This window comes from Vibrio sp. NFR, from assembly GCF_027587095.1.
Lineage (GTDB): Bacteria > Pseudomonadota > Gammaproteobacteria > Enterobacterales > Vibrionaceae > Vibrio > Vibrio harveyi.
Map to the genome: position 1 here is coordinate 85,560 of NZ_JAPPTN010000015.1, position 22,442 is coordinate 108,001.

At 45.0% G+C, this 22,442-nt stretch carries 20 protein-coding genes; 10 read left to right on the plus strand and 10 right to left on the minus strand.

The annotated features are described in order from the left end of the window. The first annotated feature begins 56 nt into the window (after positions 1-56). Positions 57-470 (plus strand): alternative ribosome rescue aminoacyl-tRNA hydrolase ArfB, encoded by a 414-nt coding sequence (gene arfB, locus OH463_RS22585; protein WP_005453654.1) that lies wholly within the window; start codon positions 57-59, stop codon positions 468-470. A 71-nt stretch (positions 471-541) separates the two neighbouring features. Further along, positions 542-2,311, plus strand: a complete 1,770-nt coding sequence (locus tag OH463_RS22590; protein WP_017819301.1) for a methyl-accepting chemotaxis protein — start codon at positions 542-544, stop codon at positions 2,309-2,311. A 92-nt stretch (positions 2,312-2,403) separates the two neighbouring features. Here the strand turns inward: OH463_RS22590 and vmeZ are convergent, their stop codons facing one another. Continuing rightward, a complete protein-coding gene (gene vmeZ / locus OH463_RS22595) occupies positions 2,404-5,556 on the minus strand; it encodes a multidrug efflux RND transporter permease subunit VmeZ (RefSeq protein ID WP_005453652.1) in 3,153 nt (1,050 codons plus the stop codon). A gap of 8 nt (positions 5,557-5,564) precedes the next feature. Beyond that, positions 5,565-6,692, minus strand: a complete 1,128-nt coding sequence (gene vmeY, locus OH463_RS22600) for a multidrug efflux RND transporter periplasmic adaptor subunit VmeY (protein WP_005453651.1) — start codon at positions 6,690-6,692, stop codon at positions 5,565-5,567. A 349-nt stretch (positions 6,693-7,041) separates the two neighbouring features. On the opposite strand from vmeY, the gene OH463_RS22605 reads away from it, so the two are divergent. After that, on the plus strand, positions 7,042-7,500 hold the full coding sequence (locus OH463_RS22605) for a dCMP deaminase family protein (protein WP_005453645.1): 459 nt from the start codon (positions 7,042-7,044) through the stop codon (positions 7,498-7,500). 120 nt (positions 7,501-7,620) lie between these two features. On the opposite strand, the gene pepT is transcribed toward OH463_RS22605, so the two are convergent. Beyond that, entirely contained in the window at positions 7,621-8,850 is a 1,230-nt protein-coding gene (gene pepT / locus OH463_RS22610; RefSeq protein ID WP_005453643.1) for a peptidase T, read from the minus strand. A gap of 192 nt (positions 8,851-9,042) precedes the next feature. After that, on the minus strand, positions 9,043-9,903 hold the full coding sequence (locus OH463_RS22615; RefSeq protein WP_029790038.1) for a DUF6279 family lipoprotein: 861 nt from the start codon (positions 9,901-9,903) through the stop codon (positions 9,043-9,045). A gap of 264 nt (positions 9,904-10,167) precedes the next feature. Between OH463_RS22615 and OH463_RS22620 the strand changes: the two genes are divergently transcribed. After that, positions 10,168-10,341, plus strand: coding sequence for a hypothetical protein (locus OH463_RS22620; protein ID WP_005453640.1), 174 nt, complete (start codon positions 10,168-10,170; stop codon positions 10,339-10,341). 62 nt (positions 10,342-10,403) lie between these two features. Here the strand turns inward: OH463_RS22620 and OH463_RS22625 are convergent, their stop codons facing one another. Both OH463_RS22625 and narQ read right to left on the minus strand, forming a co-directional pair. Then, the gene (locus OH463_RS22625) at positions 10,404-11,036 is read right to left on the minus strand and encodes a response regulator (RefSeq protein WP_005453637.1); all 633 of its coding nucleotides are present in this window, start codon (positions 11,034-11,036) and stop codon (positions 10,404-10,406) included. Beyond that, the gene (gene narQ / locus OH463_RS22630; RefSeq protein ID WP_269992742.1) at positions 11,023-12,759 is read right to left on the minus strand and encodes a nitrate/nitrite two-component system sensor histidine kinase NarQ; all 1,737 of its coding nucleotides are present in this window, start codon (positions 12,757-12,759) and stop codon (positions 11,023-11,025) included. The genes OH463_RS22625 and narQ overlap by 14 nt, the downstream gene beginning before the upstream one ends. Positions 12,760-13,005: 246 nt before the next feature. On the opposite strand from narQ, the gene napF reads away from it, so the two are divergent. The 6 genes from napF to OH463_RS22660 all read left to right on the plus strand — a co-directional run bounded on the left by napF (position 13,006) and on the right by OH463_RS22660 (position 17,618). Further along, on the plus strand, positions 13,006-13,491 hold the full coding sequence (gene napF / locus OH463_RS22635) for a ferredoxin-type protein NapF (RefSeq protein WP_009701993.1): 486 nt from the start codon (positions 13,006-13,008) through the stop codon (positions 13,489-13,491). Between the two features lie 43 nt (positions 13,492-13,534). Further along, the gene (locus OH463_RS22640; RefSeq protein ID WP_005453631.1) at positions 13,535-13,843 is read left to right on the plus strand and encodes a chaperone NapD; all 309 of its coding nucleotides are present in this window, start codon (positions 13,535-13,537) and stop codon (positions 13,841-13,843) included. Then, positions 13,840-16,329, plus strand: a complete 2,490-nt coding sequence (gene napA / locus OH463_RS22645; protein WP_005453626.1) for a periplasmic nitrate reductase subunit alpha — start codon at positions 13,840-13,842, stop codon at positions 16,327-16,329. Before OH463_RS22640 ends, napA begins: the two co-directional genes overlap by 4 nt. 76 nt (positions 16,330-16,405) lie before the next feature. Then, positions 16,406-16,861, plus strand: a complete 456-nt coding sequence (locus OH463_RS22650; protein WP_005453623.1) for a nitrate reductase cytochrome c-type subunit — start codon at positions 16,406-16,408, stop codon at positions 16,859-16,861. A 28-nt stretch (positions 16,862-16,889) separates the two neighbouring features. Further along, positions 16,890-17,468 (plus strand): NapC/NirT family cytochrome c, encoded by a 579-nt coding sequence (locus tag OH463_RS22655; protein ID WP_005453621.1) that lies wholly within the window; start codon positions 16,890-16,892, stop codon positions 17,466-17,468. Between the two features lie 15 nt (positions 17,469-17,483). Continuing rightward, entirely contained in the window at positions 17,484-17,618 is a 135-nt protein-coding gene (locus tag OH463_RS22660) for a TIGR02808 family protein (RefSeq protein WP_005433365.1), read from the plus strand. A gap of 240 nt (positions 17,619-17,858) precedes the next feature. Here the strand turns inward: OH463_RS22660 and phaC are convergent, their stop codons facing one another. From phaC to OH463_RS22680, 4 genes are all read right to left on the minus strand, one after another. Further along, positions 17,859-19,634, minus strand: coding sequence for a class I poly(R)-hydroxyalkanoic acid synthase (phaC, locus tag OH463_RS22665; protein WP_017819305.1), 1,776 nt, complete (start codon positions 19,632-19,634; stop codon positions 17,859-17,861). A 64-nt stretch (positions 19,635-19,698) separates the two neighbouring features. Then, on the minus strand, positions 19,699-20,046 hold the full coding sequence (locus tag OH463_RS22670) for a phasin family protein (protein WP_005453608.1): 348 nt from the start codon (positions 20,044-20,046) through the stop codon (positions 19,699-19,701). 44 nt (positions 20,047-20,090) lie between these two features. Next, positions 20,091-21,299, minus strand: coding sequence for an acetyl-CoA C-acetyltransferase (locus tag OH463_RS22675; protein WP_017188734.1), 1,209 nt, complete (start codon positions 21,297-21,299; stop codon positions 20,091-20,093). A gap of 11 nt (positions 21,300-21,310) precedes the next feature. Next, on the minus strand, positions 21,311-22,051 hold the full coding sequence (locus OH463_RS22680; RefSeq protein WP_269992743.1) for an SDR family oxidoreductase: 741 nt from the start codon (positions 22,049-22,051) through the stop codon (positions 21,311-21,313). Positions 22,052-22,442 lie beyond the last annotated feature (391 nt).

A 22,442-nucleotide genomic window follows, 5' to 3' on the forward strand; every position in this document is an offset into this window, starting at 1 on the left:
ATCTCTGATGGTAATTTATCAGCCATCGTCACATTCCTTATTGGCATTTAGTAATCATGCTCAAAATTTCGAACTCCGTCACAATTCAAGATTGGGAAGTCCAATTATTGCCTATCCGGGCTCAAGGAAATGGTGGGCAGAACGTTAATAAGGTATCGTCCGCAATACATCTGCGCTTTGATGTACGTCATTCCACACTGCCGGAATTCTATAAAGAGCGACTCCTCGCCCTTTCGGATAGTAGGATTTCAAAAGAAGGGGTGATCATCATTAAAGCTCAGCAGTTTCGGACGCAAGAGCAGAACAAAGAAGACGCACTAAATAGATTACAAGCGTTGATACAATCTGCCAGCCGACAGGAAAAGAAGCGTATTAAAACGAAACCAACTCGCGCTTCACAACGTCGCAGACTTGATAGCAAAACCAAGCAAGCGACAAAAAAACAGCAACGCCAGAAAGTGCTGTACTAACAAACGTCAGAGCTAGCCATTGGAAGCCTCTTTGGGTTTCTTAACTTAGTCAATTCTTCAGGACAAACTATATGACTATTAGGCACAAGCTCTACTCCCTAGGAGTAATTGCCATTCTTGGCATTGTGACCCTATTGGGTACCTCGTCACACTTCGCTAACCAAAGCCAAGAGCTCAACCATGCAATCAAATTGGTTGGCGATCTCGAAATTCGTCTCCTTAACCTGCGCCGTAATGAAAAAGACTTCTTGTTACGCAGCAACATCAAATACCTCGATAAATTCAATGCTAACGTCGACAAATTTTTGGGTATCGAACAAGAATTGGCTGGCATTCTCAACCTTTATGAACTTCCTTCTAGTCATCAATTCAAGCAAGATTTACTGGCTTACCAAAAAGGATTTCAAAAATTAGTTGCTGCTTACGAACGCTATGGTCTCGATGCAAATAGTGGTCTATTAGCGAGCTTTGAACAGGCTTTATCTGAAGCCGAGCAAAATGCAAACCACCAACAAGTAATGGCACTGACTAAGTTCGCGCAACGAGTTAAAGCCGGACAAATGGACGAAGGTCTGTTGCAAGGTTTGTATGTTCCTTCATTAATCGAAAATGCGCGCCAACTTGCGACGCAGAGACAGACGATTGGAGTCGCGTACAACAAAGGTCTACTGGGTGACACTCGTGCCCTATCACACACAGTTGAAGAACAATTTAAGACCTTCTCATCTGCGTTGAGTAATGCAGCGACCGAACGTGATAGTCAAAACACCATGGTGAAACAAGTTATCACTGCGGTAGTATTTATTATTATCTTAGCTCTGATTTCGCAAATCTCACGCTCAATCAATGCACGCGTTAGTAGCCTGCTTGCGACCATAAAGAACATCAGTGAAAGTAATAACATGGGTTTACGTTCAGAGTTGGCAGGTAAAGATGAACTGGCGGACATCAGCCACCACTTAAACGATCTGTTGGATAAGCTTGAGCACCTGATTCACGGCACACAAGAGAAGTCAGCACAGCTATCAGCAAGTACTGACAACATGCATCGCGAACTAGAAGGTGTGATGGAACAGTTCCACACTCAGGCAGACCATACCTCATCAATGGCAACAGCAGTTCAGCAAATGGTCGCCACGATTGGTGAAATCTCTGAAAGTACTTCTGTGGCAGTAGAAGGCGTTCACCAAGCTGCAAACAATGCGGAGCAAGGTCGTACCGTTGTTGAAACCACAGTAACAAATGTCGGTCAATTAACTGGTATTCTCTCGAACAGCCAGCAATCAATTGGCTCTTTAAACGAACATGTAGCGAAAATTGGCGGTGCAGTAAACATCATCCAAGATATTGCAGAGCAAACTAACCTACTCGCGCTAAACGCAGCAATTGAAGCAGCACGTGCCGGCGAGCAAGGTCGTGGCTTTGCCGTCGTGGCGGATGAAGTACGCGCACTCGCAAGTCGTACTCATCAATCGACAGAAGAGATCACTCGCGTGGTATCAGACATTCAGTCACAAATGTCGATGGTCGTATCTGATATCGACCAATGTAACGATCAGGGTCAGCAAACCCTACAAGCATCGGAGAAGCTGGATTCAAGCCTTCAGCAAATCATTGCAGACATGCATGCAATTCAAGGCAACTCTGAACGCATCGCATCAGCAATTGAAGAGCAAGGCATCGTGATGAATCAGGTGAGCGACTCGATTACTGAATTGAACGTGATTTCAGAAAACAACATGCAATCCGCACAAGAGTGTCTGCATGAAGTCGACTCTGTCTCTGCTCAAGCCCATGACATGGACGAAGCGGTTGCGGAATTTAAAACTCGCAGCGCGTAGCCCAAGTTCACTTACTCGGTTTAAATGAGTACCAACAAAAAGCCCGAAGCACTCTCATGCTTCGGGCTTTTCTATTTAAAGTTACTTAGTGCTTATTCATCATCTAAAGGAACCAGTTTGGTATTACCACCGTGGATCTTCTCACGTTTTCTCTGTACCAGAGCGTAGAAGCCCGGAATCAGGAAAGTACCTGCTAGGAGCACACACAGCAGACCACCAATTAGGGAAATACCCAATGAGTTCTGACTCACATGACCCGCACCAGCGGCGAAGATCAATGGGAAAATACCCAAGATGAACGACCAAGACGTCATGTTAACAGCACGGAAACGAAGCTTACCCCCTTGTACTGCTGCACTGTCGATATCCACATCTTTTTCTTCACGCTCTTGCTTGGCGAATTCCACAATTAGGATTGCGTTCTTCGCCGCGAGCGCTATGAGCAGGACGAGACCTATCTGAGCGTACAAGTTGAGTGGCGTTCCGGTTAAGTTCAATGCGAGGAAGGAACCCAACGTTGCCACTGGCACCACTAGGATGATCGCTAAAGGAATACTCCAACTCTCGTACTGCGCCACCATGAACAAGTAGATAAAGATCAATGCCAATGCGAACGCGTAAATCGCTTGGTTACCAGCCAAGACTTCTTGATACGCCATACCCGTCCACTCGTAGGTGTAACCTTGTGGCAGAACTTCAGCCGCAACACGTTCCATTGCTGCAATCGCGTCACCACTTGAATAACCCGGAGCAGGTTGACCTTGGATGATGGCACTGCGGTACATGTTATAACGCCATGCAACATCCGGCTCAAACACCTGTTCGTAGCTCACTAATGTACTCAGTGGCACCATATCGCCGCTCGAAGAACGAACGTGGAAACGCTCAAGATCTTCCATACTGCTGCGGTGTTCACTGTCTGCTTGCATGGTCACACGGAAGTTCTTACCGAACATGGTGAAGTCGTTCACGTATAGCGAACCAAGGTTACCTTGCAATGTTTGGAAGATTGACGACAGTGGAATACCTAACTGTTGTGCTTTCTCACGGTCAATATCGACATAGTAATGCGGTACATTTGCACGGAAGGTACTGAAGGTATATGCGATTTCTGGAGCTTGGTTAGCCGCCTGAATCATTTCACCCATTACCATCGACAAATCAGTACGGCTACGACCTAACGTGTCCTCAAGTACAAATTCAAAGCCTGAGGCTGCGCCCATACCCGGAACGGCAGGAGGTCCCATCGCAAATACTATCGCTTGCGGCAGTTCCATCGCAGCACGACCGTTGATGCGGTTTGCAATTGCGTTAGCAGCATGTTCACCGTCAAGTGAGTTACGCGTATCCCAATCATGCAGTTTGATAAACAGAGACGCACCATTTGATGCTGCGGCACCCGTCATGAATGAGTAACCATTCGCAACCGTCACGCCATCAACACCCGGTTCTTGCTCAACCATCTTCATCAGTTCATTGGTCACTTCTTCGGTACGAGAAAGTGACGCAGAGTCCGGAAGTTGCACGTTCACCAACAAAATGCCTTTATCTTCTTGAGGTACAAACGCCGTAGACGTTGTTTTCGCGAAGAAAGTTACTGCGGCAACCGCGACGAAGAAGAAAGCAATCAGCAACATAGACTTCTTGACCAAGAAGCCAGCGATCTGACCGTAGCGCGCTGTTACACGCTCTAGACCACGGTTGAACGCTTGGAACCAGTTTGCCGTGTTACCACCACCCTGCTTCAATACCAGCGAACATAGTGCTGGAGACAGCGTTAATGCGTTAATAGACGAGATAACTACCGAGATACAGATCGTCAATGCGAACTGACGGTACATGATGCCGGTAATCCCCGGAAGCATGGCTACTGGTAGGAATACCGCCAATAGAACCAAGGTCGAGGTAATGATTGGCCCCGTTACTTCTTTCATCGCCAGCAAAGTGGCTTTGCGTGGTGAAATGGTTGGGTCTTTCGCCATAGTGGTATCGACGTTTTCGATAACTAGAATCGCGTCATCTACCACGATACCGATGGCGAGGATCAAACCGAATAGGGTTACCGTGTTGATGGTAAAACCCGTCGCCTGCATGATAGCGAATGTGCCGATAAGGGATACTGGAATCGCAACAACAGGAATTAAGGTTGCGCGCGCACTACCAAGGAACAGGTAAGTAACTGCAATTACCAACAAGATCGCTTCAATCAGCGTTTTCACTACGCCCTTGATCGACTCAGCAACGAACACGGTTGTGTCATAACTGGTTTCGTAAGCCATGCCTTCAGGGAAATTCGTGCTCAAACGTTCAAGCAAGTCCATGACCGCTTGCCCACTTTCCAATGCGTTTGCGTCTGATTGTAGTGACAACGCGACGATAGAAGCATCTTGACCACGGAACTTACCGTTACCATCATAGAACTTCTTACCAAGCTCAACGCGAGCGACGTCTTTTAGGTATACAGTAGAACCATCTGGGTTTGCACGAAGTACTACATCCTCAAACTCGCTCACGCTCTCAAGACGACCTTTGGTCACCAAGTTAAACTGAACTTCTTGAGGGTTGTTGTATGGCGCAGCACCAATACGACCGGCCGCTACCTGTACGTTCTGCTCTGCCAACGCCGAGTACACATCAGTTGTTGTGAGGTTCAGGTTAGCCATTTTTTCTGGATCTAACCAAACACGCATCGCGTATTCACCACCACCGATAACGTTAACTTCACTGATGCCCTTAACACGCGCCAGTTGGTCTTTTACGTTCAGATTGATGTAGTTGATAAGGAACTTGTCATCGTACTTACCGTCAGGTGAGTAGAAGTTCAAAACCATCAACAAGTCAGGAGAACGCTTTTTCACCGTTACGCCTACCATGCGTACTTCTTGAGGCAGTTTTGACTCAATCTGCGATACACGGTTTTGCACGTTAACCTGCGCCATGTCTGGATCAGTACCCACATCGAAGGTGACGTTTAGGCTGTAAGAACCATCGTTAGCACTCTTTGAAGACATGTAAATCATGTTTTCAACGCCGTTCACGGAGGTTTCTATTGGGTCGGCTATCGCCTGCTCCACAACCTCAGCACTTGCACCCGTATAAAATGCTGTCACGCTCACCGATGGTGGACTGATTTTAGGATATTCAGCAACAGGCAAGATCGCTAATGAGATGGCACCTGCCAACGTCAAGATGATCGAAATAACCAGTGCGAATTTCGGTCTTTGAATAAAGAAACGACTTAACATGACGCCTCCTACTGTTTCTGTTCAGCAGGTGATTGAATACGCACTTCTACACCGTTGCGTACACGTTGTAGACCTTGTGTAATCACAGTGTCGTCCTTGTTCAAACCTTCTTTGATGATGATACCCTGCTCTACTTGCGCACCAAGTTCAACGTTACGGCGCTCCGCAACATTGCCTTCTGCCATCACCATGGCAAAGTCACCTTCTAGGTCCGTTTGCACTGCACGACGAGGAATCACGATGACGTCTTTTGCATTCTTATCGCGAAGGTTCACTTTAATGTGCTGGCCAGGAAGTAGCTTTTGCTCAGGGTTTGGTACCACTGCGCGCATCGCGATCGTACCGGTTTGCGTATTAATCCGATTACCTAAAAAGTCCAATTGACCTAGATGTTCGAAGTACTCTCCGTTTTCCAGTTCAAGCTGAACCTCAACGCCACTCGACTCTGCACTACCGTCGCCTTTAATACCGTCCATACCAAGGTTTAAACGTTCACGTTCACTCACGCTGAATGAGGTATGCACTGGGTCTAAGCTAACTAATGTCGTCAAAATGCCAGAAGATGGTGAAAGCAGATCACCAGTACTTACTTTACTGTCACTGATGCGACCGCTAAATGGAGCACGAATTTGAGTGTAAGAAAGGTTTACTTCCGCAAGCTTAAGCTGAGCGTTTGCTGCTTCAAGCTCTGCTCGCGCGCCAAGTAACGTCGCCGTCAACGCATCGAACTCTGATTGGGAAATACTGCCACGTGGCAACAAGTTTTTACCACGTTGGTGGTCGAGCTCTGCTTTCTTAAGCGCCGCTTTTGCCTGAGCTAGCGCTGCTTTTGCACTCGCCACTTGCGCTTCAAAAGAAGAAGGCTCGATGGAGTACAACAACTGCCCTTTCTCTACCATCTGACCTTCGTCAAAATGGCGAGCTTCAAGGTAGCCGGAGACTTGTGCCGTAATATTCGTATCTTCTACTGCTTCAATGCGACCGATGTAAGACTTACTCGGTTGGTAGTCGATAATTGTGACATCTTGAGTCACAACAAGAGGAGCTTGCGCCCCCTTCTGGGCATTGTTTGCTTCTCCGCATCCCGCGAGGATAGCTGTTGCCGCCATTAGTGCGACGAGTGGTTTCTTTTGCATGTATATACCGTCTTTATAGAACAGGATTCGTTTGACAATACCCTAACCTTACAGGGTGCTTTGTCCGAAAACTTCAAGAGAAACCGGGGAAAGTGTATCAAAGTGTAAGCCGATGAAACGACTCGCAAACATCGTAATCAACAGGTAAATTTGTTGCGATCATGTACACGAATCACGCTGAAAATTGATGTGAAGTAAGCAATGAGAATATGGCGTCATCATCACTTGGAAATCAAAGTCTACATAGGAAAATAGAATCTTCATGATCGCTAGACATGTTTTGACTATTTTTTTAAACAGAATGCGTTATCATGCAGATAATTCAAAGCTTTCGACCGAGAGGATGAGTATGATTTCTAAATGGGAGAAACGTTTTTACCAAATGGCTGAGCTGGTGGCATCTTGGAGTAAAGATCCATCGACACAGGTAGGTGCGGTTATCACAAAACAAAACCGCATTGTTTCTGTTGGCTTCAACGGCTACCCACATGGTGTTTCTGACAGTGTGGATACGGATGAACGTGAACTGAAATACTTAAAAACACTGCACGCAGAAGAGAACGCGATTTTGTTTTCAAAGCGCGACTTAGATGGATGTGATATCTGGGTAACGCACTTCCCTTGCCCAAACTGTGCGGCAAAGATCATTCAGACAGGTATCGCTCGCGTGAGTTGCCCGGAACAGTCTGAAGATTTCTTATCTCGTTGGGGTGATAAGATTCAAGTAAGCCAAGATATGTTCGACCAAGCCGGAGTCGAAGTGAACTGGCTACCAATTAGTGAAATCGAAGAAAAAAGCGTTCGTTAAACCACCTCTTGGATGGCTAATAAACGTACAGAATTCATTTCGCTCGAGCAAAATTAAAAAGCCCAGACACGTGTCTGGGCTTTTGTTTATTTGAATGGTGAGATTACTCAGCAAATGATGTTAACCGTGCTTCTTCGCCGTTAGCTCAGCAATCTTAACGATCACTTGAACCGATTTCTCCATCATCTCAACTGAAATAAACTCGTGGATACCGTGGAAGTTATAACCGCCAGTGAAGATGTTTGGACACGGTAAACCCATAAATGACAAACGAGCGCCATCTGTTCCGCCACGAATTGGTTTGATCAGAGGTTCCACATCACAATCTTCCATCGCTTGTTTCGCCAAGTCGATAATGTGCGGGTATGGTTCAACCATTTCACGCATGTTGTAGTAGCTGTCAGTGAGCTTCAACTCAACAGAGCCATGCTTCAACCCAGCGTTCATATCATCGACAAGTTTCTGCATGAAGGCTTTACGGCTTTCTAGACCTTCACGATCGAAGTCACGGATGATGTAACCTAGCTCACTGCGAGCCACACCAAGTTCACCTGATTTAAGATGGAAGAAGCCTTCGTAGCCTTCTGTGGTTTCTGGCGTCTGATCTTCTGGCATTTGCACTTGGAATTTTGCCGCCAAGTTCATCGCATTAACCAATTTGCCTTTTGCTGTACCAGGGTGAACACTCACGCCATGGAAAATGACATCTGCACTGGTTGCATTAAAGTTTTCGTATTCTAGCTCGCCTTGAGGGCCACCATCGATAGTGTACGCCCATTTCGCACCAAACTTTTCAACATCAAACAAGTCCGCACCACGACCAATTTCTTCATCTGGTGTAAAACCAATGCAAATATCACCGTGTGGGATTTGAGGGTTTTCAATCAGCATCGCAACCGCGGAAAGAATTTCTGCAATACCGGCTTTGTTGTCAGCACCAAGTAGTGTCGTACCATCAGTCGTGATCAGGTTGTGGCCATGAAGATCGTGCAAATCTGGGTATTGGACTGGTGATAACACTTCATCGCCCAAACCAAGTGCAATATCGCCACCTTGATAGTCCTCAATAAACTGAGGATTTACATTTTTACCAGAGGCATCTGGTGCAGTGTCCATATGCGCGATAAAGCCAATAGCAGGTACATCGTAATCAACGTTAGATGGCAGTTTTGCCATCAAGTAGCCGTTGTCACTTAACGTCACATTGCTTAAGCCAAGCTCAATCATCTCTTTTTTAAGTTGCTGAGCGAACACCAGTTGCCCGCTGCTGCTTGGGCAAGCTGATTCGTGGGGATTAGATTGAGTATCGAACGTGACGTAGCGAAGAAATCTTTCAACTAAATGTTTCATAATTATTCTCATTGTTTTGGGCGAAGGATGCCGCGCACAGGGATGCTTGGTATGCGAGGATCCTATCCAACATGGTTCGACAAACCATGTTACGCTCATGAGGCGATAAGAATTTGCTTTGAATCAGTTTTTCATTAAAAAGTGCTGGCGCACTCCTACAGCACTCACATTAAGAATTTGATTTATCGAGTTTTAATTCAATAGGTCTTCGGCAAGTTCTCGCCACTCTCGGATTTTGCCATGGAAGTGTTTCCATTGTTTATCACTCATGGATTGAGCTATATCTAGAGTGAATTGATCCGTTAGTGCGATATTTTGATCAATATTCTTAGTCAATTGATCACTATAATAACTTTCTGGTTCAAATAAGAGCTGCATGAATACCTGCTGGTAAACCACGCTGTTGGTTTTATTTTCGAAAAGATATTCTAATTCTTGAATAATGGAAGATCGATAATCACGCCATAAGGGACTATTTATAATCACTTGTTGAGAAAGCTGTTTGGCTCGCGCTTTTTGTTGGCTAGATAATTTCCCCAACCATTCTTCCATCCACTCCTCTGTATTCTCTAAGACAACTTCTCTCAGTTCTTGTTCCGTTTTTCCTACATATTTTTCATCTCTCTCCTTATAACGTTCTCTTACACTATCAATAAACTCTACTTCTTGTTGATTATCGAGCTGCATACTTAACGAGAACAAATCTGGAGCGGCTTTCGAAACAAGACGTTGATAATGTTCACGCATTTGGTCTCGATTCGCTTGCAATGCTTCCAACGTAATGCTGTCTTTATTCAGTGCCTCCAATTGTTTTAAGTGATCGATATATAAAGGTAATTCTTCTTTCTTGTGCCAATCGGCTAATAATAAGATTCGCTCCTCTACCAGAGCTTCTTGTTCACCATCTAAAGACACATAGTCATCTAAATATTCGATCACTACCCAATCAATATTGCTGTATAAAAACTTCTTTGCACAACCAGCAAGCGCCAAAATAGATAACAAGATACATCCATATCGAACCGCTTTATTAGATAAACTTTTTAATTTCATCACCGATCCATATTCCCTTTTCCATTGATTAAGTTCTATACTCAATCTAAATCACTTATTATTGCGGCAAACTTACGTCAGTCTGGCAAAGTGACATTGCCACCCTAGTAGTATATAGAGTTTGAAATTAACTTTTTTATCACAACTATCCGCAAAAAAGTGAGTTAGTGCGCAATTATTAGCCAAAACTCGAACGATATAGCGTTCCTTAAAGTGGCATATAAATTGCTTCAATAACATCAGGATAGTTTATGGAGGCGTAGCATGGCTGCTGCTGAGCAACTTGATACGAGTGTAGAATACGAAATTCGCTACTTTGAACAGGGGAAAATGCACAGTATGAGAGTCGTCGCGGAAGATAAGAAAGCGGCGCATCGTTACTATTTGGAGTGTGGCAAACACAATAGTGATTTGTACTCCATTCGCCCAGACCAATAATAAACCGCCCTTGTTTGGGCGGTTTTTTCTATTTGGCGTTTCTAGAATGGGCGTCTAAAGTGTTACTTAATTTCGCCGAATCGCTCTAGATAAAGCACTGTTGCTGCAGTACGTGAAGGTACTTTCAACTTTTTCAGCAAACTCTTCATGTGCACTTTAACGGTCGATTCAGAGATAAACAGGCGATCGGCAATCTGCTTGTTGCGAAAACCGCGCGCCACCTCTTGGAGGATTTGCGTTTCACGGTCAGTCAATGAGTCAAATACGTCTTCTTGACCTTCACGCTCATTTAGGTATTTCGCTACCGCTTGGCTGTAGGCTTTGTCCCCTTCGTGTGCTTGTTTTAGCAGTTCAACCAATTCATCTGGCTCTGTGTCTTTTAACAAGTAACCATCTGCGCCGCTACGCACGATAGCTTCGATGTCTGCCGGACTGTCCGATACGGTGAGAATAACAATGCGAGCTTCACAACCGTCAGCACGCAAAGCTTTTAGCGTATCTAGACCAGACATGCCTTTCATATTCAGATCAAGAAGTACCAAATCCAGCTCAAGTTCATGAGCTTTCGCAACCGCATCCGCACCGCTACTTGCCTCTGCGACGACTTCAAATTCTGGCTCAAAACTGAGTAACTGATGAATACCACGTCTCATGAGTGGGTGATCATCCACCAGCATTACTTTACACACTGTCAATGTTTACTTCCTTACTATGTTGGAATTCTAGTCTTACGATACAGCCGCTATTAGCTGCGGCTTCAATTTGCAACTCAGCGTGCAATCTGGCTGCTCGCTCTTGCATGATACTCATACCGTAATGATTTAATTTTTCGTCTTGCTGCTCAAAGCCTATACCATCATCGGTAACAGTCACTGTGACTTTCCCATCAGAATCAAGACATTGAATCTTAATATTGTTCGCTTGAGCATGTTTGATCGCATTTATTGTCGCTTCTCTGATCAACTGTAGTAGATGGACCTGCTGGTGTGCATCTAATTCAGTTGAAGAAAGCTCATTATCAAGCGAGATTTTCGCTGCAGTTTGATCATCAAGCGTCGAAACCATTTCTTGAAGCGCTTGACCAAAGCTACCCTCTTTTATTGTTAGGCGGAATGTAGTCAAAAGCTCACGAAGTTGGGTATACGCTGCTGACAGCCCAGTATCGAGTTCAGCAATGACTTGATTTGTCTGCTCTATCGCTTTGTCATTAGGAATATTCTTCACACTTCGTTTGAGTAGCGATACTTGGATCTTCAAATAAGACAATGCTTGGGCTAGTGAATCGTGTAACTCACGAGCGATGGTGGCACGTTCTTCCATCAAAAGCAGCTGCTCGGCTTGTCTCTGCGCTCGGTTGTAATATACCGCACGAGATAAAATTTGAACAAAGTTATCAATAAGAGACTCATTAGGACACGGCAAACCCGCTTTCCAATGCAAATACCCAAGGTGAACACCGTCCAGCGTTAATATCTTCGTGTGGCATTCCCTATCACATTCGTGACGGCACTCTTCCCCCTCAGAGAGTATCCAATTTGGTTCCCCAATTTGATCAATTTCGAGCTTAACTGCACGAATTCCTTCCAAACTTGCAATATGTTGTAAAATCGCTTGGAAATTCTCCTGATGGATACGTGACGCCGTCAGCTCTTTCGACGAATCATACAACACTCTCAGCGATTGGTTAGCATGTTGTAGCTTACGTGTTTTCTCGTCGACAGCTTGCTCCAACCCTCGATATAGCTTACCAAGATCGTTCGCCATCCTATTGAAAGTTCGGGTCAAAATGCCCATTTCGTTGTCACTCGATACATTGAGTGACACATTAAACGAACGATTCTGAATTTGTTCACTTGCAAACACAAGAGCGCGTAAAGGTCTGACAACTTCTAGTCTCACAAAGTGCACGACAAACATACTGACACACAGTATGCCGCCAAGCCCCAAGCCACCAATCCACGCTAAGTTGATCAGTTTTTGTTCTGAGTAGTTCTGCAGTTTAAATACAAAAGCATCAATTTGTTGAACAAAACCAGCCACTAAGATCAGATATTTGTCTCTATCTTGGCTCTTTAGTACCGATTTCAGCTCGTGCCAGCGCAGAATCAACCGATAGTAGTCTTTTGTAATATCTTCTGGTACTGACCAATGCTGTAGTGCCAGCATTGAATGGGAGTAAATTGACTGCTCAAATAAGTCAATATGTGAAGAATAGTCAACAGATTCACTTTGAATATCATGGGCTAAACGATAACTCTGCATTCGCATCGAACCCGCTACGTTGACCGCCTCCGCATCATTAAGGCTTGATGCAAGAGTGAATATAGCAAAGCCAGTCGTCGCCACCGATAGGAGTAAAATCAACATCATGGCAGACGCAATAGTGCGTGTTACTGACTTTTTCACATTTTTAAACAACTCTGAACTCCGCTCGTTTGATAACCACGTTTGTCTTTATACAACGCGCATTATCTTTCAACTTTATCAATATGTGATCACCTGCGCCGGAATTTATTGATCCAAAACAATATTGCATCCTAATTACCTCCTAAGAGGTATTTATACATATATGTCAAAAACTACAATTTCGTGTACTTAAATGACAGTTTATTAATGAAATTGTGGGCTATGCTTAGTTTGGGTTTCAATTTTTGAGGTGACTAAGTGGTAGACCTTTCTAGACGAAGACTTTTTGCACGCAAAGCGCAACCGGATAATTCGGTACGTCTTCCTTGGTTAGCAAAGCCAACTCAATTCACGGATGACTGCACTCGCTGTGGCAAATGCATCGAGGCATGTGAAACCAAAATTATAACCAAAAGCGACGGCGGTTTTCCTGCAGTCGATTTTTCTATTGATGAATGCACATTTTGTTACCAATGCGCCGAGGCTTGCCCAGAGCCACTATTTTTAGCAGAAGCGGAGCAACCTTGGCAGGCAAAAGCGAGCATCACCGATAGCTGTTTAGCAAAACAAAATGTCGAATGCCGAAGCTGTGGGGACATGTGCGACCCGATGGCGATTAAGTTCAAGTTAGAACTTGGCAAAGTAGCACAACCAAATTTAGACCTTGATGAGTGTAACGGCTGCGGCGCCTGTGTTTCAGTGTGCCCTACTTCATCCATCAATGTGAGCAATATAACAGCCTAGCCGTTAGTGGTCGGCGCGATAGGCGATAAAACGAGAGAGATGTATGTCACTAAACGAAGTGCACATTTCGAGTCTGGTAGTCCATGTTCTGCCTGAACATCTGGCTGAAGTTAAAACCCAGATTGAAGCGTACGAAAACGCAGAAATCTACGGTGACAGCCCAGAAGGCAAAATCGTGGTGGTGCTAGAAACTGAGAATCAAGGTTTCATCACCGACACTATCGATGCGATTAATAATTTACCGAATGTCTTGAGCACAGTATTGGTTTATCACCAAATCGAAACTGGGCTTGAAGAAACGGAAGAAGAAGACACTGGAACACAACATTCCCAAATCGAGGGTGAAGTATGAAAATGACAAGACGTGCGTTTGTGAAAGCAAACGCGGCTGCATCAGCTGCTGCTGTCGCAGGTATTACACTACCAGCTTCTGCAACCAATCTGATTGCAAGCTCTGACCAAACTAAAATCACATGGGACAAAGCACCTTGTCGTTTCTGTGGTACAGGCTGTTCTGTTCTTGTTGGTACTCAAAACGGCAAAGTCGTGGCGACTCAAGGTGACCCTGAAGCGCCGGTAAACAAAGGTCTGAACTGTATCAAAGGCTACTTCCTTTCTAAGATCATGTACGGTCAAGACCGTCTGACTCAGCCTCTTCTACGTATGAAAGATGGCAAATACAGCAAAGACGGTGACTTCGCTCCTGTATCTTGGGACACCGCTTTCGATATCATGGCTGAGAAATGGAAAGCTTCTCTAGAGAAGAAAGGTCCAACAAGCATCGGTATGTTCGGTTCTGGTCAATGGACAGTAATGGAAGGTTATGCCGCAGCCAAAATGATGAAAGCAGGCTTCCGTTCAAACAATATCGATCCGAACGCGCGTCACTGTATGGCATCTGCAGTAGTAGGCTTCATGCGTGCATTTGGTATCGATGAACCAATGGGTTGTTACGACGACTTCGAGAACGCCGACTCATTCGTTCTTTGGGGTTCAAACATGGCAGAAATGCACCCAGTTCTGTGGACACGTATTACTGACCGTCGCCTAAGCCATCCTCATGTAAAAGTGAACGTGCTTTCTACTTACTACCACCGTTCATTTGAGTTGGCAGACCACGGCTACATTTTTAATCCTCAGTCTGACCTTGCGATTGCTAACTTTATCGCAAACTACATCATTCAAAACGATGCAGTGAACTGGGACTTCGTGAACAAGCACACGAACTTTACCAAAACAGACACTGACATCGGTTACGGTCTGCGTGACGATGACCCGCTACAAAAAGCCGCTAAGAATCCGAACTCTGGCAAGCTGACGTCTATCTCTTTCGAAGAGTACAAGAAGACTGTCGCGCCTTACACCGTAGAGAAAGCATCTGAAATCTCAGGCGTAGAAAAAGAGAAACTAATCGAGCTTGCTAAGCAGTACGCGGATCCAAACACGAAAGTGATGTCGCTATGGACGATGGGTATGAACCAACATACTCGTGGCGTATGGATGAACAACTTGGTTTACAACATCCACCTACTAACTGGTAAGATTGCTACTCCGGGCAACAGTCCATTCTCACTAACGGGTCAACCATCAGCATGTGGTACCGCTCGTGAAGTTGGTACGTTTGCTCACCGTCTACCTGCGGACATGGTGGTTGCTAACCCTAAACACCGTAAAATCGCGGAAGAGATCTGGAAACTGCCAGAAGGCACCATCCCACCGAAACCAGGTTTCCACGCGGTACTGCAAGACCGCATGTTGCATGATGGCGTTCTGAACTGTTATTGGGTTCAATGTAACAACAACATGCAAGCTGGTCCAAACATCAACACAGAGCGTCTTCCAGGTTACCGTAATCCAGAAAACTTCATTGTTGTGTCTGACCCATACCCAACAGCAACAGCGCAAGCCGCTGACCTTATCCTTCCTACTGCAATGTGGATCGAGAAAGAAGGCGCTTACGGTAACGCAGAGCGTCGTACACAAGCTTGGTACCAACAAGTAGAGACCATCGGTGATGCAAAATCTGACCTTTGGCAGGTAATGGAATTCTCTAAACGCTTCAAGATGGAAGAAGTGTGGCCAGAAGAGCTTCTTGCAAAAGCACCAGAGTACCGTGGTAAAACCATGTACGACATGCTGTTCAAGAACGGTCAAGTTGACCAGTTCCCTATCGAAGAAGCTCGTGAACTAAACGATGATTCGCACCACTTCGGCTACTACGTTCAGAAAGGTCTGTTCGAAGAGTACGCAACATTTGGTCGCGGTCACGGTCACGACTTAGCACCTTACGATGTCTACCACACTGTACGTGGTCTACGTTGGCCGGTTGTTGATGGCAAAGAAACACAATGGCGCTTTAAAGAAGGTTCTGACCCATACGCTAAAGCAGGTTCAGGTTGGGACTTCTACGGTAATGCTGATGGTAAAGCGAAGATCATTTCTGCACCTTACGAAGCGCCACCAGAAGTACCAAATGAAGAGTTCGACCTATGGCTATGTACAGGTCGTGTTCTTGAGCACTGGCACACAGGTACTATGACTCGTCGTGTACCAGAGCTTTACAAAGCTGTACCAGACGCTGTGGTTTACATGCACCCTGCGGATGCGAAAAAACGTAATGTACGTCGCGGTGAAGAAGTTCTGATTGCAAACAAACGTGGCGAAGTACGCGTTCGTGTTGAAACCCGTGGTCGTAACCGTCCACCTGAAGGCTTGGTATTCGTACCGTTCTTTGATGCCCGTATTTTGATTAACAAGCTGATTCTTGATGCGACTGACCCTCTGTCAAAACAGACAGACTTTAAGAAGTGTCCAGTCAAAATCACGAAAATTGCTTAACCGTCAAATAACGAATGCAAAGGCCGTCGACTCGGCGGCCTAAAAAGAATTTAAGCCATAAGGCGGAGATGAAATGATGAAAAAATACCTTATCGCACTTTTATCTGTAGGTGCTTTATTGACAGGCGTTGCACAAGCGGAACTGGACAATCCAGGTGGCACAGGCGGTCTAGACTCGCTACGCGGCACTGCGCAACTTGAAGACACTCGCCCTGCAGATGATTTTAAAGACTTTCCCAAAGACCAGATCGTTGCAGACAGCTTTGTATATCAGCCGCCACTGATCCCTCATAGCATCCGTAACTACGAAGTGTCTTTGAACGCAAACAAATGTCTAGCATGTCACAGCTGGAAAAATGCTAAAGACGCAGGCGCTACCAAGATCAGTGTAACGCACTACGTTAACCGTGAAGACGCGGTACTAGCAGACATGTCACCACGTCGTTACTTCTGTTTGCAATGTCACGTTCCACAAACGGATGCTAAACCATTAGTGGAAAACGAGTTTAAGGCAGTCGATTCGCTTCAGTAATTGAAACGCGAGTACTAAGAGGTTACTTATGAAAATACTTAAAGCGTTTTGGAAGAGACTGTCGAGCCCGAGTAAAGCTGCCGCTGGTGTGGTTTTATTCCTTGGCTTCGCTGGTGGTCTTCTGTTTTGGGGCGCATTCAACACAGGTATGGAAGCGACCAACACAGAAGAATTCTGTTCTGGCTGTCACGCTCCTATCGTCGCTGAAATTCAAGAAACGATTCACTACTCGAACCGTTCTGGTGTTCGTGCAATCTGTTCTGATTGTCACGTACCACACGAATGGACCGATAAGATCGTTCGTAAAGTTCAAGCGTCTAAAGAGTTGTTTGCTCACTTCGTAACGAAGACGATCGATACGCCGGAGAAATTCCAAGCTCGTCGTGAACACTTAGCGGAACGTGAGTGGGCGCGTATGAAGAAGAATGATTCTCTTGAATGTCGTAACTGTCACCAGTTTGATTACATGGACTACTCGCAGCAGGGTAAACGAGCGGCAGCTCAACACTCTACCGCTCTGGCTTCAGGCGATAAAACTTGTGTAGACTGTCATAAAGGTATCGCACACAAACTGCCTGACATGCACGGTGTTGAAGGCTGGCAATAAGGAGAAACATAGACAATGAGTAATCTTGAATCCTTTATCTGGCACTTCCTTGGATACAGCGCAATGCCAGTCATTATTCTTTCCGGCTTTGTCGGAGTAGCAGCAATCTCTCTATGGCTACTCTCACTAGGTAAGGATAAAGAGGTGTAATTCACCTCGAACCAGTCAACTTTTTTGCCTATTTTGTTGACGGAAAACGCCGAGCATTTGCTTGGCGTTTTTTCTTTCTACGTTTCCAACCAAAGCACCAAACCCAATACTCTCTGACGGCTTATGGTGGTTCTCACACTTGCTTGTTGTGATGATTCTTTGCTCCTTGCGAAGCAAAGCTTCAGACAGAAAAAAGGCGACCATTCAGATCGCCAAATAATACTGCTTGCGAGGAGCAGTCTAGGACTCGTTGATAGGCAGAACTTGTCGAACATACTGACCAGGAGCATCTTCAATAACCGGATTTTGCTCAGAACCAACTGGGAAAGGCTCAACTTGCTCTTTCGGGTTAAACTGCATCAACCATTGGTGCCAATGCGTCCACCAAGAACCTTCTTGATGATTCGCGTTGTTGAACCATTCGTCCGCCGAGTCATCAAGATTGTCGTTCAACCAATATCCATATTTGTTTTTCGCTGGGTGATTCACGATACCAGCAATATGCCCTGACTCACCTAAAACAAAGGTCTTATTACCACCTGTATTCAGAGCACCACGATACGTTCCTTGCCACAGTGCAATATGGTCTTCTTTGGTCGATACAAAATAACTTGGGATCTTAATCTTGTTGAGATCAATCCAAACACCGCCAATTTTTACACCCTTGTCTTGTACCAGTTTATTCTCCAAATAGAGTTCTCGCAGTAAGAAATTATGGCAAGCGGCGCTCACATTAGTGCTGTCACTGTTCCAATACAGTAGGTCAAAATCAACAGGGCTATTACCTTTGAGGTAATTATCGACGTAATAGTTCCAGTACAAACTGTTTTCACGCAGCAGACTGAATGTCACGCTTAACGAGCGACCATCCATGTAACCCTTGGCGTTGTTTTGCGTTTCTATAGCACTGATGATTGTGTCATTGATGTATGCCCCAACCTCCCCCGGCTGAGAGAAGTCCAACAAGGTCGTAAAGAAGGTCGCAGACTTAATACGCTTCTTCATACGTTTCGCTGCATAGTAAGCTACGGTACTGGCGAGAACCGTACCACCGATACAGTAGCCAGCTGCGTTGATTTGCTCTTGACCAGTAATATCTTCAATCGCAGTAACCGCTTTCGCTACGCCTTCGGTTACGTAGTCCCCAAACTCAACCTGCGCTTGTTCTTTACCCGGATTGCGCCAAGACATCATAAATACGCTATGACCTTGCTCTAACAACCAACGAACCATTGAGTTTTTCGCCGTTAGGTCAAGGATGTAGTACTTATTGATGAACGGTGGAACGATTAATAGCGGTGTCGCATTCACTTTTTCCGTCAAGGGACGGTACTGAATCAGCTCAAACAATTCGTTTTGGAACACAACATCGCCCGCAGTCGTCGCAACATCATCCCCAACGCGAAACGCATTGTTGTTGGTCATGCGTACTTTGAGAATGTCGGCACTCGACTCAACATCTTCTTTTAACTTCTCTAAACCCGTCAGTAGGTTTTCACCATTTTGCTCAAGAGTGAGTTTAAGCAGTTCTGGGTTGGTCGCGATGAAATTAGATGGAGAAAGTGCGTTGATAGCCTGACGAGAGAAGAAGGTAATACGCTCTTTCGTCTTCTCATCAAGACCTTCGATGGAATCGAGCGTGTCTAGATAGGTTTTACTAAACAACAAATATGATTGCTTGATGAAGCTGTACATGGCCTCTTGCTGCCAAGCATCATTTGAGAAACGCTTGTCGCCCTTCTCTGCTTCGATAAGTTGCGTTTGATTACCTGCGAGAGCCACATTCTGCCAAATTTGAAGCTGCTGCTCCCACCACTCTGCTTGCAACTTCAAAATTGCAGCGGGTTGGTTTGCCGCTTGTTCGAACAGTTTAGCAGTATCTTCAAAGTTCACTTCTTGCATGGCCTTGTTCAAAGGAGAATTCACGACTGCCTTGTTCACTTCGAAATCATGCCACCACTGTTGATTGGTTTCCTGAAGCTTTACAAGATAGTCCGAAAAGAAGTGTTGAAACATAGTCTTACTCCTATATTCGGAAAAAACAACGCCGCCCAAAAAGCGGGCGGCGCAAGCGGACGTATTACGCTGGAGTAACAGTCTTTAGGTTTTCCGAAGTCATTTTCTCAACGTCTTCTTTGAACTCTTTTGCGATAGATTGCAGCTTGTTGCTGTCGTCCATCATTTGCTGAGAAAGTTTAGTAAGAACGGTAAGTTGTTGGCTGTTGAAAGCCGTTAGAGAAGTCACGTCTTTGATTTCTGACGCTGCTTTCATTTGGTTTAGACCCACTTCGCTGTAAGTACGGATCGCGTTCAGTTGAAGCTCAGTAAGCACTTCTACGTTCTTTGTTACTAGCTTGTTGAACTTCAAGTATGGTTCTAGATTCTTTTCAGTTTGATCGCTAAAAGTTTTGAAGAAATCAGTGTACATGGTTTATCTCCTAGAGAAAGAATTAAAAATGTCCGTTTAAATAACTACTTAACTGCTTTTACAATCACAGCCGTGCCCATACCGCCGCCCACACAAAGTGAAGCAACCCCGTACTGACCGTCTTGTTTGTGAAGTTCATGAACCAACGTAACCAAAATTCGGTTACCTGATGCACCAAGTGGGTGACCCAATGCGATAGCACCACCATTAAAATTGGCTTTATCTTGAATCGAGCTTACTGGTACTTGGTTGGTTTCAGCCAGTTTATGAATCACGCCTAATGCCTGAGCAGCAAAGGCTTCGTTTAATTCATAAACATCGATATCGCTGGTTTTCAGCTCGGCTTTTTGTAGTGCCTTGTTCACTGACTCAACAGGACCAAGCCCCATAATTTGAGGGTCTAAACCAGATTGTGCGTAGCTCACTACCTCGGCAATTGGTGTTAAACCATGCGCTTGAACTGCAGTTTCTGAGGCCAAAATGATGGCACTTGCACCGTCATTAATGCCCGATGCATTACCTGCTGTCACTGTACCTTCTCGGTCGAACGCAGGGCGCAGCTTGCTCAAACCTTCAAGTGTGGCATTGGCTTTCGGGTATTCATCGGTGTCAAACACGACCGTTTCTCGACGCTGCTTAACTTCAACAGGAACAATTTCATCTTTGAATTTACCTGCCTCGATAGCCGCGACAGCTTTTTGCTGACTCGAAAGTGCGTATTCGTCTTGCTGTTGGCGAGACAACCCTACCTCTTTTGCAACGTTTTCAGCCGTCACTCCCATGTGGTACTGGTTGTAAACATCCGTTAAGCCATCTGAGATAAGGAGATCTTTCAGCTCCATGTGACCCATTTTGTTGCCATCTCGCACACTGCTAGGCACGATGAATGGGATTTGTGACATGACCTCAACGCCGGCAGCCACCACGACTTCTGCATCACCGCTGCGAATATGCGAAACGCCATCCATGACGGTTTTCATACCACTGCCGCATACCATGTTTACGCCGTATGCAGGGACTGACTCTGGGATACCTGCAAACAGTGCAGCTTGGCGTCCAACACCCATACCTTGACCGGCTGCAACAACGTTACCAACAATAACTTCATCGACCTTATCTGCTGCCAAAGAAGCTGCCTCAAGCGCACCTTTTATTGCTACTGCAGCTAGATTTCCTGCTGAGGTGTTTTTTAAGCTTCCACCAAACGCACCAATTGGCGTACGCTTTGCTGCAACGATAAATACTTTTTCCATCACTCTACTCCTTAGCTCATGTATAGGCCGCCGTTCACCGACAATGTTTCACCGGTGATGTATGCGCCGGCATCACTCACTAGGAAGCTTACTGATGCTGCAATTTCTTCTGGCGTTGCTAAACGCTTCATTGGGATTTGGTTGGTGATAGATTCAAGCACTTCCGGTTTCATCTGCTCTACCATTGGGGTGCCGGTGTATCCCGGAGCGATAACATTCACAGTCACACCAGAACGAGCACCTTCATATGCCAGAGCTTTTGAAAAACCAATCATGCCAGCCTTAGCCGCTGAGTAGTTTGCTTGTCCAAACTGTCCTTTCAAACCATTAACGGAAGAGATGTTAATGATGCGACCACCACCTTTTTCACACATAGTCGCGAACAAAGGTTGAGTCACATTGAACAAGCTATTTAGATTGGTGTTAATGACTTCATTCCAAGCTTGTGCAGTCATCTTTTTAAACACGCCATCACGTGTGATACCTGCATTGTTGATGACAACATCTATAGTCCCTTCTTCCTCAAGCAAAAGTGCCAGTTTTTCAGCACACTGCGTGGTGTTTGTCACATCTAATTCAAATAAGCGTACCTGATCTTTGGTAAACCCTTTTTCATTAAACCATTCCAAAGCACACTCATAATTACCTGTAAAATAAGTAGCAATTACTCGATAACCATCATTTACTAATTGAGAGGAAATAGCAGAACCAATTCCGCCTTTTGATCCAGTGATCAAAGCGACTTTCTTCATTGAAGACTCCATTCTTAACGGCATTAAAAAAGCGAATTAAGACACTGGCGAAATGTTTCGCCAACTGACGTGTTAATTTATTCTTTTGGCAACAATTCCTCTGCTGCCTTTTATTTTAAGTTAACCTAGAAATATGACATTTCAAATAAAAAACTCATTCATTTGCATAAGATTGATTTAGATCTCATTCGGAATGAAATGTTATAAAAAAGTTAACCATACATAAGCCACTGTTTTAAAAGAAGAAACACTAAAGACAATTTGATTATTAATTTTGTAAATCACTTTGCATTCAGTAAGTTATACGAATTTCTATCTATGTTGCATTTGCAAATGGTTTAAGATCATCTTTCATTTAGAAACTAATAGATCGCAATTAAATTATCGAGTC